Below are 15,628 nucleotides of genomic sequence, written 5' to 3'. Positions count from 1 at the left end.
ACGGGAAAAGCATGAAATCGAAAAGTTCGACATTAGAAGACGTTGCCCGCTATGCCGGTGTTTCCTATCAGACGGTTTCGCGTGTTTTAAACAAATCGGCCAACGTATCCGACGCTACGCGCCAGAAAGTTGAGCAGGCGATTGAAGAGCTGCGTTATGTACCCAACCGGCTGGCGCAGCAGTTAGTGGGAAAACAGAGTTTTACGATAGGGCTGGTGACGACCTCGCTGGCGTTGCACGCTCCGTCGCAAATTGCTGCTTCGGTGAAGAAATATGCCCACCAGGCCGGGTATCAGGTACTGATTTCAATGATTGACGAAGACGTGAATCAGAGCATTCAGGACTCCATTAACGAGCTGAAATCGCAGCGGGTTGAGCGCGTGATCATCAACATTCCGCTGGAAAGTGCCGAAGCCGAACGCATTTACGAGAACAACCGCGACATTCTTTGCCTGTTTCTGGATGTGGATCCGACCAGCCCGGTGTTTAACGTTTGCTTTAATCCGGCCGACGGTTCGCGCGCCAGCGTGGAATATCTGCTTGATTTGGGGCACCGGGAATTTGCCTTGCTGGCCGGGCCGGAAGAGTCGGTATCTTCGCGTCTGCGTCTGGAAAGCTGGCAGAAAACGCTGACCGAAAAAGGATTACAGCCGGTGACGGTGGTTCACGGCGACTGGAGTGCCAAAAGCGGTTACTACGGCGCGTTGCAGATTTTGCGGGAGACGCCGCAGTTTACGGCCCTGCTGGTAGGGAATGACCAGATGGCGCTGGGCGTGATCAGCGCGCTGCATCAGCACAACGTGGCGATCCCGCAACAGGTTTCTATTATCGGCTACGACGACACCTACGACAGCGCCTTCTTCCATCCGGCGCTGACCACGGTTTCTCTGGATCTCGATTTGCAAAGCAAAGAAGCCGTCGGGCTTTTGCTGGCAACGGAGCCTGACACGACGTCGCGTATTTTGCCTGCGCAACTGGTCGTGCGAAATTCCACGCGCGCGCCGGGACAGCCGGACAAAGACCTTAACCAGATCGCCGATCAGCTCGATAAACTCGCCCGACAGCTGCGCGGCCAGTGACGTCCGGCAGATGTAAATAAAGATTTCAGAATGCTTTTGATAGCGTTTAAGATATGAAAAATTTCAAACGATAAACAAAAGGATATGACGGAATGACCGTATGGCAGTGTTTTGTTCGGGGCTGGAAAGGGTACGTGAAGTTTGAAGGGCGTGCGACCCGCAAAGAGTTTTGGGTGTTCACGCTGGTCAATATCTTGCTGATGATTTTGCTGACGGGGACTGTGGCGACCGTGATGGCGCTGGCGGGAAACCCTTACGGCGTGTTCTATGCCGGTATGGCCTACACTATTTACGCCCTGGCGCTGGCATTACCGATCCTGGCGGTCGGCATCCGCCGTATGCACGACATCAACCGCTCCGGCTGGTGGTTCGGCGGTGTTTATCTGGCAGGTATCGTGTCGCGTTTGCTCAACATGATCCTGATGGAATACGCGTCACCGGAAACCTATGTCTGGATGAAAATTACGCTGGGTATCGTGCTCGGCTGGATCCCGCTTCTGGTGATGATTTACCTGTGCTGCGTGAAATCCAAACCGTTACCGGAAGCAGATAACCGCATCGTCCGTTAAGCCTGTTTTCAACGGGAGTTTGCCGACAGTCGCGCGGCAAACTCTTCCAGTTTTGCCTGCCCCCACGGCCATTCTCCGAAACCCGATTCCACATTGATATGCCCGGCCTCGCCGATATCCACCAGCTCGCAGCCCCACGCCTGCGCCCAGAACTGTGCGCGGATAAAAGGCAATAACGGATCCGTATGGCTGGCGACCAGCAGACCGGGAACCGCCAGCGGCTCAGGTAAAATGTCATCGTCCAGACCAAAACGCATCGGTTCTGCGGGGGCGACCAGCATCACACCTGCGCAAAGCGGCGGATTGCGGTTCGCCCACACCAGACTGGCGAGCGCGCCAAAACTGTGGCCAATCAGCAGCAACGGGTTTTTCGCCAGCTTCTGCTCGCGGTCGATAGCGGTGATCCAACCTTCGAGATCCACCTGCGCCCAGTTGCGCTGTTTCACCCGCAGCCACTGCGGATTTTGTTCATGCCAGCGGCTTTGCCAGTGTCCGGCTTCGCTGTCGCGTAAACCGGGAACCAGCATCCGCGTGATGTTTGAATTCTCATTCATTGCGGGAAAGCCATCAGTACGGTCGCGATTGCCAGCAAATCGGCACTGCCGCCGGGGCTGAGATGCCGGGAAATCAGCGCCTGATCCATCTCCTGTAAATCCTCTTTTTGCCAGCCGCTTTTCAGCAACTTGCGGGCATAATCCTGAACAAAATGCAGCCCGCTCAGCCCGCCGCGGGACACCAGATTCGTATCCGGGTTAAACGCCATCAGACGCAGCAGGGCGTTCAGACCACGGCGTTCAGGCTGGGTTTCTGTCTGCCAGTAAGGAAAAACATGGCGACGCAACGTCACGAATCCGCTCTGCACTTCGCCGCGCGCGCCGGTCATGCCGTGCGCCTGAAACAACCGTTCTCCTGCGGTCACCGGCTGGCGGCAATGTTGTAATTCCCGTTCCACCAGCCCTTGCGTGAGCGCGGCCACTTCGGCGCATAACGCCGTGCGGGTCAGCAGTTGCTGACGGGCGCTGATCCGGCCTGCCGCCGTACACAAAATTCCCAAAGAAAAAATGCCGCCTTTGTGCGTATTTATGCCGTTTGTTGCGCCGAACATCGCCTGCTCACAGGCCAGGCCGGCAGGGCGGATCCGCATCAGCATTGCCGTGGCCGGTTGCGCGGTATCCTGCTGGCCGAGCCGGTAAAACTGATGCAACCACGGCGTAATCGCACCGATGCTGCGCAAAAACATCGGCAAATCCATGTCACTGTGTGAACCGTTATTGGCGCTGTCCACCAGACCGGGTTTAGGCGTCAGCCAGACTTCCTGGCGGAGCGCGTCGGCCGCCAGGGTGGCGATGTCGGTACAAACCTGCGGCTCAATGAGTGCGATGCCAGCCATCAATCAGCGCCTCCACTTTGGCGATCACGTCGGGCAACGGATGCCGACGCGAACGCGCGCAGGCGTGGGCGGGGCCGTCACAGATAAGACACCGGCGGCTGGCATTATCCAGCGACCGGCGGCCTACAACGCCAGCCTCGGGGCAGATCACATCGAAATCCCATAAACGCCCAAGCGCATGTGATTGCTCAAGCGCGACGGTAGCCGCTTTCACTTCCGGCGCCGGGTGCTCAATGCTCCAGAACGCTTCCGCGCCGGTCGGCAACCAGAATACTGCGTGTTTGAGCACCGCCCAGCCACGTTGTAACAGCAGTGTTTCCGCCGCGCCCAACGCTTCGCGCATAACCTGGCGATAACTCACGCTATCTTTCACCGCGCCGGGCGTAACCAGCGTGAGAGAAATCAGGGTGTGTGGGAATTGTGTCAGCCAGTCGGTTTGCCGCTGCGCACGCTGTTCCTTTGCCGCCAGCAAATCCTCCAGACTGACGCCTGCATTTGCAGGCGTCAAAATCGTCATTATGCGTCCTCTTTGACCTGATGAACGACGTCAATCACGCTGCCGTCGCGGTAACGGATCACGCCCACGACGCGCTGCGTAAACTCAATCGGCTTCGGTTCGCCGGTCAGGGATATGGCACGCTGATACAACGTTTCGATATCCATGATTTTCATGCCGGCTTCTTCGAGCCGCTGGCGGATTTCAGGACGTGCCGGATTGACGGCGATCCCGTGGTCAGTGACCAGCACATCGATGCTTTCGCCCGGTGTGACGCGGGTTGTGACACGGCGCACGACGGTCGGAATGCGGCTGCGCAGAAGTGGCGCGACCACAATCGTCAGGTTGGCGGCGCTGGCGACGTCGCAATGGCCGCCCGATGCGCCGCGCATCACGCCGTCGGAACCGGTAATCACGTTCACATTAAAATCGGTGTCGATCTCCAGTGCGCTCAGAATGACGATATCCAGCTGATCGCAGCTTGCGGCTTTGGCCCCCGGATTGGCGTAAACATTGGTGGAAATTTCAATGTGCTGCGGATTGCGGCCCAGCGATGACGCGGCCTGACCGTCGAAGCATTGCGTATCCAGCAGCGTTTCGATCAATCCTTTTTCGTGCAAATCCACCAGACTGCCGGTGATGCCGCCGAGGGCAAAACGCGCGGTGATCTGGTTACGTTCCATCTTTTCTTCCATGAAACGGGTACAGGCCGTTGCCGCCGCGCCGGAACCGGTTTGCATTGAAAAGCCGGATTTGAAATAGCCAGAATATTCAATGACTTCGGCTGCCGTGCGGGCAATCATCAGCTCGCGCGGGTTACTGGTGACGCGAGCTGCGCCCACGCTGATTTTCGCCGGGTCGCCGACCTGATCGACTTTCACGATGTAATCCACCTGATCCTGCACCAGGCTGGCGGGCATGTTAGGGAAGGGCACCAGTTCTTCGGTCAGCAGCACGACGGTTTTGGCGAACTGCGCATCCACCATCGCATAGCCCAGCGAACCGCAGCAGGATTTGCCGTGCGTACCGTTGGCATTACCGAATTCATCACTGCAAGGAACGCCTAAAAAGGCGACGTCAATATTCAGCTCGCCGTCCTGCAAAAGTTTGACCCGGCCACCGTGAGAGTGGATCTGGACCGGTTCCTCCATCAGGCCGTGCGAAATGGCATCGGCCAGTTTGCCGCGCATCCCCGAGGTATAAATGCGGGTGATCACGCCGTTGCGAATGTGTTCGATCAGCACGTCGTTGCAGGTCATCAGGGAACTGGACGCCAGCGTCAGATTTTTGAAACCCAGACGTGCCAGCGTGCCGACGACATTATTAATCACCTGATCGCCTTCGCGAAAAGCGTGGTGGAAGGAGATAGTCATGCCGTCTTTCAGCCCGCTGCGGGCGATCGCCTGTTCCAGCGAATCACATAATTTACGATGCAGACGGGCATCGGGATCAGAAAGATACGGCGTGGTGCGGTGTGCTCCGTCGAAAGCAACCAGATGCTTCATGCCGGGATATTGGCTGTGCAACATTTCTGTTAAATGGCTCATTCTCTTCATATTCCTGTGCAAAATTGAGGGCTAGCGACGCACACCGGAGGCGCTGGCGCGTTCAAGCACCACTTGTGCGTGGTTGATGATCGGGCCATCGATCATCTTGCCGTTGAGCGAAATTACGCCGAGGCCTTTGCGCTCGCCTTCTTCTGCGGCGGCGATAACGCGACGCGCGTAATCCACGTCTTCCTGCGTCGGCGCGTAAGCGTTGTGCAGCAACTCAATCTGGCGCGGGTTAATCAGGGATTTGCCGTTGAAACCCATTTTGCGGATAAGCTCGACTTCACGCAGGAAACCGGCTTCATCGTTGATATCGGAATACACCACATCAAAGGCGTCGATACCGGCGGCGCGCGCGGCGTGCAGCACGGCGCATCGGGCGTAGAACAGCTCAGTGCCATCACCGCGCTCAGTTTGCATGTCCATCACATAGTCGAAAGCGGCCAGCGCGATGCCAATCAGACGCGGCGAACAGCGGGCAATGGCGACGGCGTTGATGACGCCAATAGCCGATTCGATGGCGGCCATGACTTTGGTGGAACCGACTTCACGCCCGCAGTCTTTTTCGATGCGTTCGATGTGCGCTTCGAGCTCGAAAATATCTTCCGGCGTATCGGTTTTCGGCAGACGAACCACGTCCACACCGGCGCGTACCACGGCTTCCAGGTCCTTCAAACCAAACGGCGTGCTGAGCTGATTAATGCGCACGACGGTTTCGATATCCTTGTACATCGGGTGTTGCAGGGCGTGGAACACCAGAATGCGGGCGGTATCTTTTTCGCGCAGGGAAACCGCGTCTTCCAGATCAAACATGATGGAATCAGGACGATAGATAAATGCCGTGGATAACATGGCGGCACTGGCCCCCGGCAGGAACAGCATGCTGCGGCGGAGTTTTTTCATCGTAACGTCTCCCAGTGAATATTTTCTTCCTGTGCTGCACGCAGTACCGCGCTTTGCACGCGGGCGCGGATAACGCAATCGAGCGCGCCTTTATCTTCAATAATCAGTAAGCCTTCTTTCACGCCAAGGGCTTCCAGCGTTTCGTTCACAACGCGGCGGATCTGGTCGCCAAACTGCTTGATCACTTCGCTGTTGATCACCACGCTCAGCTCGCTGGCCGGGGCGATTTTTACCAGCAAATCGCTGGATTCAACCGTACCTGCCAGCGCCTCCTTCACAATTTTCATTCGTTTTTTCCTGCTTTAACAAAGAGTGGTAGAAATAATAAGTTCATCGCTGCGCGCCGTTTCGGCGGGCGCCTCAGCGCAATAATGGTGTTCAAGATGCGTATACGTGCTGGGCGGAACAATGTCGCGGATGCGCGGTAACTGACAGGTTTTCAGCAATGCGCGGACTTCAGAGGCTGAAATCGCGATGCCACCGGCATGGCGTTTACGCGGCAGTTCAATAACGGTCAGCGGTTTTGAGGCCGAACGTGAGGGCGTTTCCAGCCAGTCGTGCATGTCGCAGTTGTACTGATGCGTGACCGGGCAGAAGGGCTCGCTGCCGACAAAACGATGCGTTATACCCAGCGCCGGGGCGATGTACTGGCGGAAAATCAGCAGATCCATCACGCTCCAGGTCTGGTTCACCAGCCCGGCATCTTTAAGGAAATAACCGGGAAACGTGGCGCGTGAAATCATGTATTCAGAACCGGCGTGAACCGTAACATTCGGTAAATCGGCGACGCCCTGACGCACCATTTCCAGCCGTTCCTGAAACGGGAAATACGACACGTCTTCGCTGACCACAAACACGTGCAGCCAGTCGCACGTCGCCGCCGCCTGTTCCGCCAGATAACGATGGCCGAGCGTAAACGGATTGGCATTCATCACTACCGCGCCAACGCGCTGACCTTCGTGATAATGGCGCTTCAGGGCGCGGCAATATTGGCTGATGCCGACCGGCGTGTTTTCCATCAGCACCGCGACGTTGTCCCACTGCACCAGCGGATAAAATCCGCAACCGCGAAAGCGTTCCAGATTGCCTGGACGGGTGTAGAGAAACAGATGGAGTTTGCCGCGCTGAACGGCAAAGTTTTCGACTTCACTGAGCAATCTGGCGCTGAGATTTTCGCCGCGCCAGTCAGCCGCCACTGCCACGCATTTGATGGTGTTACTGACCAGACCTGCACATCCGATCAGCCGTCTGCCGGAAAGGGCCACCACGAAATACTCGATATCATCATCCATGCCCAGCTGGCTTTGATGCAGCAGGGCGCGGATATCGGCCAGCAAGCCCTGAGGTGCCTGGCTGGTGGTGATGACGTGAAAGTCGGGTTCGTCACGGCTGAACATAATGCATTCCTGATATCGGGTATTGTTCAAATAAAACGGAGCATGCCGGGCACGAAGCCCGGCGTTTAACACGTTAATGGGCGGCAGGTGCATGGCTCACCTGACGGTCCGCGGCAACAATGACGTTGCTGAGATGACCGATTTTTTCGATTTCCACTTCAATGCGGTCGCCGGGTTTCATAAACAGCGGCGGTACGCGTTTCTTGCCCACGCCGCCCGGAGAACCGGTGATGATCACGTCGCCTGCGCTCAGTGAGGTAAAGGTACTGATGTACTCAATCAGCTCGGCAACCTTGTGGATCATGCTGCGGGTGTTGTCGTCCTGAACCATATTGCCGTTCAGCCAGGTGCGGATTGCCAGCGCATGCGGATCAGGAATTTCATCCGCCGTGGTCATCCACGGGCCAAAGGCACCGGTCTGCCGCCAGTTTTTACCGGCGGTAAACCAGGTGTGCTGCCAGTCGCGGGCGGAACCGTCCATGTAACAGCTGTAACCGGCAACGTGGGAAAGGGCGTTTTCGCGGGAAATATTTTCGCCCGCTGACCCGATGATGACGGCCAGTTCGCCTTCGTAATCAAACTCAACCGAACGGCTGGGTTTGATGATCGGGGAGGCGTGGCCGGTTTGTGAGTCAGCAAAGCGGACAAACAGCGTCGGTGCCGGATTGTGCTGATCGAACTCTTTGCGTTTTTCAGCGTAATTCATGCCGACGCAGAGAATTTTTTCCGGATTCTGAATAACCGGCAAAAACGTCAGGTCGTCAAAGCTCAGATCTGCCGGTCGGCTGGCCAGTTCCTGCGCCTGTGACAGTGCGTCGCCCGCCAGCAGAGCCTTGAGGTCGGGATAACGCTGGCCGAGAAGGCGGCCAAGGTCGATCATGCCGCTCTGCGTTGCGATGCCGTAGGACTTGCGCCCCTGATAGAGATAACTTGCCAGTTTCATAAATATGTCCTGAATTGAATCAATCAAAAATCACAATCGTGCTTGCCGGATAACGCTGTCAGACCAGGAAATTCCCCAGAACCAGCAGTGCTACCGAAACGTTGATCGCGCCGCCGATGCGGGTCGCGATTTGTGCGAAAGGCATCAGTTGCATACGGTTGCCCGCCGTCAGAATGGCGACGTCACCGGTGCCGCCCTGACCGCTCTGGCAGCAGGACACGATGGCGACATCAATCGGGTGCATACCGATTTTCTTGCCCACGAAGAAGCCGGTGGCAACCAGCGCGGCGACGGTGCTGACGATGACCAGCAGATTTGAAATAGTGAACGCGGCGACCAGTTCGTTCCACGGTGTGATAGCCACGCCCACGGCAAACAGAATCGGGTAGGTCACGGAGGTCTGGAAGAATTTGTACACCACCTGCGAACCTTCAAGCAGGCGAGGTGAGACGCCGTGCGCCAGCTTGAGCGCGACCGCGGCAAACAACATGCCGACCGGGGCAGGCAGGCCAATCAGTTTGTGTAACAGCATGCCGACCATGTACAGCAGAACCGCCAGCAGGGCGCCTGCGGCAATGGTGGTGACATCGGTTTTACCGCTGGTTGCCGACAGCGCGCTTTTATCTGCGGTGGCATTTTTGGCGGAAGGCATCAGCTGGCCTTCGCCGGTAAGATGCGGATAACGTTTACCGAGCTGATTGAGTGAGCCCGAGATAACAATGGCGGTCAGGCCGCCGAGCATCACGATAGGCAGAATGCGGCCCAGCGCCACGCCCTGATCCATATGCAGCAACGTGGCGTAGCCGATAGACAGCGGGATCGCGCCTTCACCTACACCCCCGGCCATAATCGGCAGGATCAGGAAGAAGAAGATCTGGAAAGGTTCCATGCCCAGTGCCAGACCCACGCCCATCCCGACCAGCATGCCGACCACTTCACCGCACAACATCGGGAAGAAAATACGCATGAAGCCCTGAATGAGCACTTTGCGATCCATGCTCATGATGCTGCCGACAATAATGCAGCAGATGTAGAGATAAAGGATGTTGGTGCTTTTGTAGAATTTCGTGGTGGATTCGACCACGACGTCCGGCAGCAGGCCGTAATACACCAGTGCGGAGGGAATGAAGGTCGCGCAAATCGCCGCGGCGCCCATTTTGCCGATGAACGGCAGACGTTTACCGAACTCGCCGCAGGCAAAGCCGAAGAACGCTAACGTCGCCACCATCACCACGATATCGCTCGGCAGTTTGCCGTCCAGACAGTCGATGGCAATCAGCACACCGGCCATCACAAACAGTGGTAAAGGAATAATGCCAATTTTCCAGGTGTCGAGAATGTGCCACCATTTATCTTTTAATGAGAGCTGTTTTGCAGGCACTGAACCTGCGGGAACAGAATAAGTGTTGTCGGTTGTACTCATGATGAATCCCCTGTGTCAATTTGTGCAGGGAGTGTAAGAGAGATAATAACCGGTATTATGTGAAGTCCCGCAAGTTAACACCGATATTTTAAAGGAGTGAAAGGTTTTTATGGTTTTAATTAATTCTTAGGGTTTTGCTTAATATGTTTTTCTGTGGTTTTTATGGTGTTATTTGTAATTATAATATTACTGTTAATTTATGGTGAAATAACTGTTGTGAACTTTGCTATCAGCCGCAGGGGGCTTGCTGCGCCTGCGGTTGTTCTGCGGTGTGCCTCGCAACTTTGATTTTCCCATCTGACAGAAATAGCCCCGGATGATAAAGTGCCGTCACTGTTAATAATTATCTCAGCGCTCTTTATAACGGATGTCACGATGCAGTTTCGACCCTCTTTCCAGATAAAGCTTTTTATTTATCTTGTGGTTTTATTCGTCACGCTGTTTTCAATAGTGGGTGTTTATTACTATCACGATATTGAACGTCAGTTATATGAAGATATGGGTGTGCGTGCAAAAGTACAGGCAGAAGAAATTGCACTTATACCGTCGTTAATTACCGCAGTGGAAAATAAGGATGTTTCTGCAATTAACAGACTGATGAGGAATATATCCGCGCACAGTGACGCGAGTTATATGGTGATTGGTGACGGAAAAGCGATGCATCTTTTCCATTCCATTTATGCCGACCGCGTGGGTAAGGCGCTGGTCGGCGACGACAACGTCGATGTGCTGGCGGGTAAAAGCAGCACCACTGTGCGCCTCGGCGGTATCGGCCTGTCGCTGCGCAGCAAAGCGCCGATTTTAAATGCGCAGGGCCACGTCATCGGCATCGTCTCTGTGGGATATCTGACCAGCCACATTAATACGCTGACCGTCGAGAAAGCCATCCGTATTCTGGTGGCCGCCGCGACGCTCCTGCTGGCGCTGTTTACCTTCTCGTGGTTTTTCTCGCGCTCGATTAAAAAGCAGATGTTTTCGCTGGAGCCACGCGAAATCGGTCTGCTGGTTCGTCAGCAAAAAGCGCTGATGGAATCCATTTATGAAGGCGTGATCGCCATTGACGGGCAGTCGCGTATTGCCGTGATTAATCAGGCGGCGAAAAAACTGCTGAATCTGGACACACCCTCGCGGGAACTGCGCGGAAAACCGCTGGAAGAGGTGATTGTGCCGGTCAGCTTTTTTGATCGTCAGGTCATGCTGGAGAAAGATATTCACGATGAAATCTGCCTGTTCAACAACCTGACAGTGGTCGCCAGCCGTGTGCGGATCATGCTGGAAGACCAGCTTCAGGGCTGGGTGATTACCTTCCGGGATTGCAGCGACATCGATCGCCTGAGCATTCAGCTCAGTCAGGTGCAGCGCTACGCCGATAACCTGCGGGTGATGCGCCATGAGCAGCTGAACTGGACGGCAACGCTGGCCGGGCTGTTACACATGGGTCGTTACGATGAGGCGATCCGGTATATCGAAGCGCAATCGGAAAGTGCGCAGGAACTGCTGGATTTTGTCTCGGCGCGGTTTTGTTCGCCCAGACTGTGCGGATTGCTGCTGGGGAAATATGCGCGTGCGCGTGAAAAGGGCGTAGAACTGGCCTTCGATCCGGCGTGTGAATTAACGCATTTGCCTCCGACGCTGAGTGAAACAGAGCTGATGTCGGTTATCGGTAACCTGCTGGATAACGCCATCGAAGCCACCCTGCTGCGCGGCGAAAATGCCGGGCCGGTTGAGGTATACATCGTTTCCGCCCGCGCGGATCTGGTGATCGAAGTCGCCGATCAGGGCGTCGGTATTGCACCGGAGCGGCGCGAGCAGATTTTCTCGCTCGGTGTGACGTCCAAACGGGAAGGGGATCACGGGCTGGGGCTGCATCTGGTTGCCAGCTATGTCAGCCACGCGGGTGGCACCATTGAAGTTTCTGATAACTCCCCGACAGGTTCTGTTTTCTCTGTCTTCATACCTGACGGGCTGCCGGTCCATTCAACCGGAACAACGGGAAAAGCATAAATGATTCAAGCTGAAATGATTGACGTAATGATTGTGGAAGATGAAAACCAGCTGGCGCAGCTTTACGCCGAGCTTATCGATAATCACCGCTGGCTGCGGCTGGTGGGGATGGCCTCCACGCTGCGGGAAGCGAAGATGCTGATTGAGGAAAAGCGGCCGCAGCTGTTGCTGCTGGATAACTATTTGCCGGACGGACAGGGGATTTCCCTGCTTGAAAATGATGTGCTGAAGAAAACGAATTGCTCGGTGATTTTTATCACGGCGGCCAGCGACATGAACACATGCAGTCAGGCGATTCGTTCTGGCGCGTTTGATTACATCCTCAAACCGGTGTCCTGGAACCGTCTGCAACAATCGCTGGAACGGTTCATTCAGTTCAGCCAGACGCAGCGGGCGTGGAAAGTGGTCGATCAGCAAAACGTCGACAGTCTCTATCAGCTACAGGCCAAAGACTTCACGCCCAGGGCCGGAAACAAAGGCATCGAAGAGAACACGCTGAATCTGGTAGAAGCGATTTTTATACAGGATGCCGGGCGCTGTTATTCGGTCGATGAAGTGGTCAGTGAAACGAAGTTAAGCAAAACCACCGCCCGCCGGTATCTCGAGCATTGCGTTCAGAAAGGGGATTTGCGGGTGGAAATGCTGTACGGAAAAATCGGGCATCCCCGCCGGATGTACCGGCGGGCGTAACGCAGGGCTTTATTGCGTTTTTTTCTCTCTCGGGTATTTCCACAACCAGCGGCCGCTCGCCATACGCCAGTAGAAAAAGATACCGCGTACGATCCAGTCGAGGAACATCCCGAGCCAGATACCCACGACGCCGAAATTAAGCACGATACCGAGGAAGTAGCCTACTACGATGCGACAGCCCCACATGCCGACCATGGAAACGTACATGGTGAAACGGGCATCGCGCGCGCCTTTCAGCCCGGCAGGCAACACCCAGGAGGCGGCCCAGAATGGCATAAAGGCGGCGTTCAGCCAGATCAGGATTTTTACGACGTCGATAACGTCCTGTTCATTGGTGTAGAACCGCGCCAGAAGCCCGGCGAACGGCACAGACATAAAGGCCAGCACGCAAAGCCCGAAAGTCGATAACCAGAAAATATGCCGCAGCTGGCGTTCGGACTGGGCGATTTGCCCTTTGCCCAGACGGGTGCCGACAATAATCGTTGAGGCCGACCCTAAGGCGTTCCCCGGCAGGTTAATCAGGGCGGCAATCGAGAAGGCGATGAAGTTACCGGCAATCACGTTGGTGCCCATGCCCGCCACAAACACCTGCGTCAGTAATTTGCCGCCGTTGAACAGTACGGATTCAATACTGGCCGGAATACCGATGCCCAGCACTTCGCGCAGAATGTTGGTATTGAGTGGCAGAAAGTAACTTTTGAGGGAGATTTTCAGCGACGGGTTAAAGCCGATCATCAGGACAAAAATGACCGCCACGGCACCGATATAACGGGAAATCGTCAGCCCCAGACCGGCACCGATAAAGCCGAAACCCTGCCAGCCGAAGCAGCCGTAAATGAGCACGCTGCTGATGACCAGATTGAGGATGTTCATGCCGCCGTTGAGCAGCATCGGGATCTTGGTATTACCGGCACCGCGCAGGGCACCGGAACCGATCAGCGCAATGGCAGCGGCCGGATAACTCCAGCTGCTCATCTGAAGATAAGAAAGTGCCATTTCTTTCACTTCAGGTTCAGCGTTACCGGCAATCATGTCGATAATGACATGCCCGGAAAACTGAAGCAGCACCGCCAGAAGCACGGCGAAAACGGTCATGATCGCCAGTGACTGGCGGGCGGCCGCGCGGGCGCGTTCGTGGTCAAGTTTGCCCAGGCTGAATGCAACGACAACGGTGGTTCCCAGATCGACCGCGGCGAAGAAAGAGATGACCACCATGTTAAAACTGTCGGCCAGCCCGACACCGGCCATCGCTTCTTTACCCAGCCAGCTGACGAGGAACGTGCTCAACACGCCCATTAACAGAACGCAGGCATTCTCAAAGAAAATTGGTACTGCGAGGGGCGTTATTTCACGCCAGAACAACGTACGGTATGAACGCCGTTTCGGATACCAGGGCGTGCGCTCGATGGCTTTGCGCAAAGAGACGATGACGTTTTGCAAGAGAATTCCAGGGTGGCAGAAAGTAGAACAGCGTTTTAATTTATGATGGTAAAAGACTTCGCATTATGCAAAGTCTTTTTCATCCAAAGCTCTAATTAAATTGTTAAAAAAGAATTAACGGAAAGGCGGTTCGTTAAAGGTACGTAATTTGCGTGAATGCAGATGATCGCCCTCGGCGCGCAGCAGGTCGATGGCGCAGATGCCGATTTGCAGATGTTCCGAGATAGCGCCTTCGTAAAATTTATTAGCCTGTCCCGGCAGCTTGATTTCGCCGTGCAAAGGCTTATCAGAAACGCACAACAACGTGCCGTATGGCACACGGAAGCGGTAGCCTTGCGCGGCAATGGTGGCGCTTTCCATATCAACGGCCACGGCGCGGCTGAGGTTAAACCGCAGCGCAGACGCCGCATAACGCAGTTCCCAGTTCCGGTCGTCGGTCGTCACCACGGTGCCGGTACGCAGACGTTGTTTGACTTCTTCGCCCGGCATGCCGCTCATCATTTTTGTGGCGTCATACAGCGCGCGCTGCACTTCGGCGATGCTTGGGATCGGGATGTCCGGCGGTAACACGGCGTCGAGAACATGGTCGTCACGCAAATAAGCGTGTGCCAGCACGTAGTCGCCGATAGACTGCGTTTCGCGCAGCCCGCCGCAGTGACCAATCATCAGCCAGACGTGCGGACGCAGCACGGCAAGGTGGTCGCAGATGGTTTTTGCATTCGCCGGGCCAACGCCAATATTGACCAGCGTAATGCCTGCACCGTCGCGGGCAATCAGGTGATAGGCGGGCATCTGGTGTTTTTTCCACGCCAGATCAGAAACGGCTTGCTCCGGATTTTGCGTCTCAGCGGTGATAAATACGCTGCCTGCGCAAGCCAGCGCTTCATACGGGCTTTCAGGGTCGGCGATTTGCGCGCACGCCCAGCTCACGAACTCATCGACATAACGGGTGTAGTTGGTGAATAACACATAAGGCTGGAAATGCTCGATCAGCGTGCCCGTGTAATGGCGCAGACGAGCCAGCGAGAAGTCGGCGCGCAGCGCATTAAAATGCGAAAGCGGGAAAGTATCGCCGGGATACTGCAGGCCGTCCGCGGTTTCATCGCCAATCTGCGAAAGTTCGGTGGTCGGGAAATGTTTTGCCAGCCCGGCACTCATTGAGCGATCCAGCATCAGATCTGAACCGTCGATCACGTAGGAATAGGGGATTTCCTGTTGTGACGGCACGACTTCAATCAGCGCGTCATATTCTTCTTCGAGCAGGGAAAGCTGTTCCAGCAGGTAATCGCGGAACAGTTCGGGATGGGTGATGGTATTGGCATAACGCCCGGGATGTGAAAAACGTCCATAGGCGCGGGTCGGGTTTTTCGCAGGCGTGACGCCGTCCCAGCTGACGCGTAATTCCGGGTAAACAAACAGCCCGGCAGCTCTGGCCGCAACATCCGGCAGCTTACCCTGAACGATGAAATCTTTAATCGCATCCCGCAGGGCGGCAACAGAGTTGTTATACATCTCCTCGAGCTTATCAATCGCCTGTGCGGAGGTGAGGGATTTGTTATCCATACGTTTTTCCTTTGTGCTTCGTTCATCATCATTCTTTCTAAATATGGCTTGTCTGGCCGGAGCCGCCAATGTTTTATTGGAGCGCGGCGGCCGGATGATGATTTTATGAGCGCATGAAGTGAGCATGAAAGGAAACGCCAGAATCTGAACCGGAGAAGCCCGCCAGTTTCCCGGCGGGCAA

At 55.5% G+C, this 15,628-nt stretch carries 15 protein-coding genes; 4 read left to right on the top strand and 11 right to left on the bottom strand.

From position 1 onward, the window contains the following. Nucleotides 1-11 precede the first annotated feature (11 nt). The gene (locus J8X26_RS07795; RefSeq protein WP_208950602.1) at nt 12-1,079 is read left to right on the top strand and encodes a LacI family DNA-binding transcriptional regulator; all 1,068 of its coding nucleotides are present in this window, start codon (nt 12-14) and stop codon (nt 1,077-1,079) included. Nucleotides 1,080-1,171: 92 nt separating this feature from the next. Beyond that, the gene (locus J8X26_RS07790) at nt 1,172-1,648 is read left to right on the top strand and encodes a DUF805 domain-containing protein (protein WP_208950601.1); all 477 of its coding nucleotides are present in this window, start codon (nt 1,172-1,174) and stop codon (nt 1,646-1,648) included. A gap of 8 nt (nt 1,649-1,656) precedes the next feature. On the opposite strand, the gene J8X26_RS07785 is transcribed toward J8X26_RS07790, so the two are convergent. The 9 genes from J8X26_RS07785 to J8X26_RS07745 all read right to left on the bottom strand — a co-directional run bounded on the left by J8X26_RS07785 (nt 1,657) and on the right by J8X26_RS07745 (nt 9,750). Next, the gene (locus tag J8X26_RS07785) at nt 1,657-2,202 is read right to left on the bottom strand and encodes an alpha/beta hydrolase (protein ID WP_208950600.1); all 546 of its coding nucleotides are present in this window, start codon (nt 2,200-2,202) and stop codon (nt 1,657-1,659) included. Further along, a complete protein-coding gene (gene citG / locus J8X26_RS07780; RefSeq protein WP_208950599.1) occupies nt 2,199-3,038 on the bottom strand; it encodes a triphosphoribosyl-dephospho-CoA synthase CitG in 840 nt (279 codons plus the stop codon). Before citG ends, J8X26_RS07785 begins: the two co-directional genes overlap by 4 nt. Then, nucleotides 3,016-3,555, bottom strand: a complete 540-nt coding sequence (gene citX / locus J8X26_RS07775) for a citrate lyase holo-[acyl-carrier protein] synthase (RefSeq protein WP_165058023.1) — start codon at nt 3,553-3,555, stop codon at nt 3,016-3,018. Before citX ends, citG begins: the two co-directional genes overlap by 23 nt. Beyond that, nucleotides 3,555-5,081 (bottom strand): citrate lyase subunit alpha, encoded by a 1,527-nt coding sequence (citF, locus tag J8X26_RS07770; protein WP_208950598.1) that lies wholly within the window; start codon nt 5,079-5,081, stop codon nt 3,555-3,557. The genes citX and citF overlap by 1 nt, the downstream gene beginning before the upstream one ends. 30 nt (nt 5,082-5,111) lie before the next feature. After that, nucleotides 5,112-5,987, bottom strand: a complete 876-nt coding sequence (gene citE / locus J8X26_RS07765) for a citrate (pro-3S)-lyase subunit beta (RefSeq protein WP_101075837.1) — start codon at nt 5,985-5,987, stop codon at nt 5,112-5,114. Then, on the bottom strand, nt 5,984-6,274 hold the full coding sequence (citD, locus tag J8X26_RS07760) for a citrate lyase acyl carrier protein (protein ID WP_104921538.1): 291 nt from the start codon (nt 6,272-6,274) through the stop codon (nt 5,984-5,986). The genes citE and citD overlap by 4 nt, the downstream gene beginning before the upstream one ends. 15 nt (nt 6,275-6,289) lie before the next feature. Next, nucleotides 6,290-7,384 carry a [citrate (pro-3S)-lyase] ligase gene (citC, locus tag J8X26_RS07755; RefSeq protein WP_208950597.1) on the bottom strand — a complete coding sequence of 365 codons (1,095 nt, stop codon included), beginning with the start codon at nt 7,382-7,384 and terminating at the stop codon, nt 6,290-6,292. Nucleotides 7,385-7,457: 73 nt separating this feature from the next. Beyond that, nucleotides 7,458-8,327, bottom strand: a complete 870-nt coding sequence (locus J8X26_RS07750; RefSeq protein WP_208950596.1) for a fumarylacetoacetate hydrolase family protein — start codon at nt 8,325-8,327, stop codon at nt 7,458-7,460. A 58-nt stretch (nt 8,328-8,385) separates the two neighbouring features. Beyond that, nucleotides 8,386-9,750: a 2-hydroxycarboxylate transporter family protein gene (locus J8X26_RS07745; RefSeq protein WP_208950595.1), complete on the bottom strand. Its 1,365-nt coding sequence runs from the start codon at nt 9,748-9,750 to the stop codon at nt 8,386-8,388. A gap of 375 nt (nt 9,751-10,125) precedes the next feature. Here J8X26_RS07745 and J8X26_RS07740 point away from each other — a divergent pair, with 375 nt between their 5' ends. Both J8X26_RS07740 and J8X26_RS07735 read left to right on the top strand, forming a co-directional pair. Further along, complete coding sequence (locus J8X26_RS07740; protein WP_208950594.1) at nt 10,126-11,754, top strand: sensor histidine kinase; 1,629 nt, start codon at nt 10,126-10,128, stop codon at nt 11,752-11,754. A gap of 3 nt (nt 11,755-11,757) precedes the next feature. Continuing rightward, nucleotides 11,758-12,444, top strand: coding sequence for a response regulator (locus tag J8X26_RS07735; RefSeq protein WP_193333178.1), 687 nt, complete (start codon nt 11,758-11,760; stop codon nt 12,442-12,444). A gap of 9 nt (nt 12,445-12,453) precedes the next feature. Here J8X26_RS07735 and J8X26_RS07730 read toward each other — a convergent pair whose 3' ends face one another. Together J8X26_RS07730 and J8X26_RS07725 are read right to left on the bottom strand one after the other, a co-directional pair. After that, entirely contained in the window at nt 12,454-13,884 is a 1,431-nt protein-coding gene (locus J8X26_RS07730) for an EmmdR/YeeO family multidrug/toxin efflux MATE transporter (RefSeq protein ID WP_165058014.1), read from the bottom strand. A gap of 114 nt (nt 13,885-13,998) precedes the next feature. Next, nucleotides 13,999-15,573, bottom strand: coding sequence for an AMP nucleosidase (locus tag J8X26_RS07725; RefSeq protein WP_255533945.1), 1,575 nt, complete (start codon nt 15,571-15,573; stop codon nt 13,999-14,001). Nucleotides 15,574-15,628 lie beyond the last annotated feature (55 nt).

Source organism: Rahnella sp. ChDrAdgB13 (assembly GCF_017655185.1).
Lineage (GTDB): Bacteria > Pseudomonadota > Gammaproteobacteria > Enterobacterales > Enterobacteriaceae > Rahnella > Rahnella contaminans.
Note: the sequence above shows the minus strand (reverse complement) of the source record. Positions and strands in the feature narration are given on the sequence as shown.

Excerpts from the sequence above, each read along its gene's own strand:
- J8X26_RS07795 (WP_208950602.1), top strand. The coding sequence starts at position 12 with ATGAAATCGAAAAGTTCGACATTAGAAGACGTTGCCCGCTATGCCGGT.
- J8X26_RS07790 (WP_208950601.1), top strand. The coding sequence starts at position 1,172 with ATGACCGTATGGCAGTGTTTTGTTCGGGGCTGGAAAGGGTACGTGAAG.
- J8X26_RS07785 (WP_208950600.1), bottom strand. The coding sequence starts at position 2,202 with ATGAATGAGAATTCAAACATCACGCGGATGCTGGTTCCCGGTTTACGC.
- citG (WP_208950599.1), bottom strand. The coding sequence starts at position 3,038 with ATGGCTGGCATCGCACTCATTGAGCCGCAGGTTTGTACCGACATCGCC.
- citX (WP_165058023.1), bottom strand. The coding sequence starts at position 3,555 with ATGACGATTTTGACGCCTGCAAATGCAGGCGTCAGTCTGGAGGATTTG.
- citF (WP_208950598.1), bottom strand. The coding sequence starts at position 5,081 with ATGAGCCATTTAACAGAAATGTTGCACAGCCAATATCCCGGCATGAAG.
- citE (WP_101075837.1), bottom strand. The coding sequence starts at position 5,987 with ATGAAAAAACTCCGCCGCAGCATGCTGTTCCTGCCGGGGGCCAGTGCC.
- citD (WP_104921538.1), bottom strand. The coding sequence starts at position 6,274 with ATGAAAATTGTGAAGGAGGCGCTGGCAGGTACGGTTGAATCCAGCGAT.
- citC (WP_208950597.1), bottom strand. The coding sequence starts at position 7,384 with ATGTTCAGCCGTGACGAACCCGACTTTCACGTCATCACCACCAGCCAG.
- J8X26_RS07750 (WP_208950596.1), bottom strand. The coding sequence starts at position 8,327 with ATGAAACTGGCAAGTTATCTCTATCAGGGGCGCAAGTCCTACGGCATC.
- J8X26_RS07745 (WP_208950595.1), bottom strand. The coding sequence starts at position 9,750 with ATGAGTACAACCGACAACACTTATTCTGTTCCCGCAGGTTCAGTGCCT.
- J8X26_RS07740 (WP_208950594.1), top strand. The coding sequence starts at position 10,126 with ATGCAGTTTCGACCCTCTTTCCAGATAAAGCTTTTTATTTATCTTGTG.
- J8X26_RS07725 (WP_255533945.1), bottom strand. The coding sequence starts at position 15,573 with ATGCTCACTTCATGCGCTCATAAAATCATCATCCGGCCGCCGCGCTCC.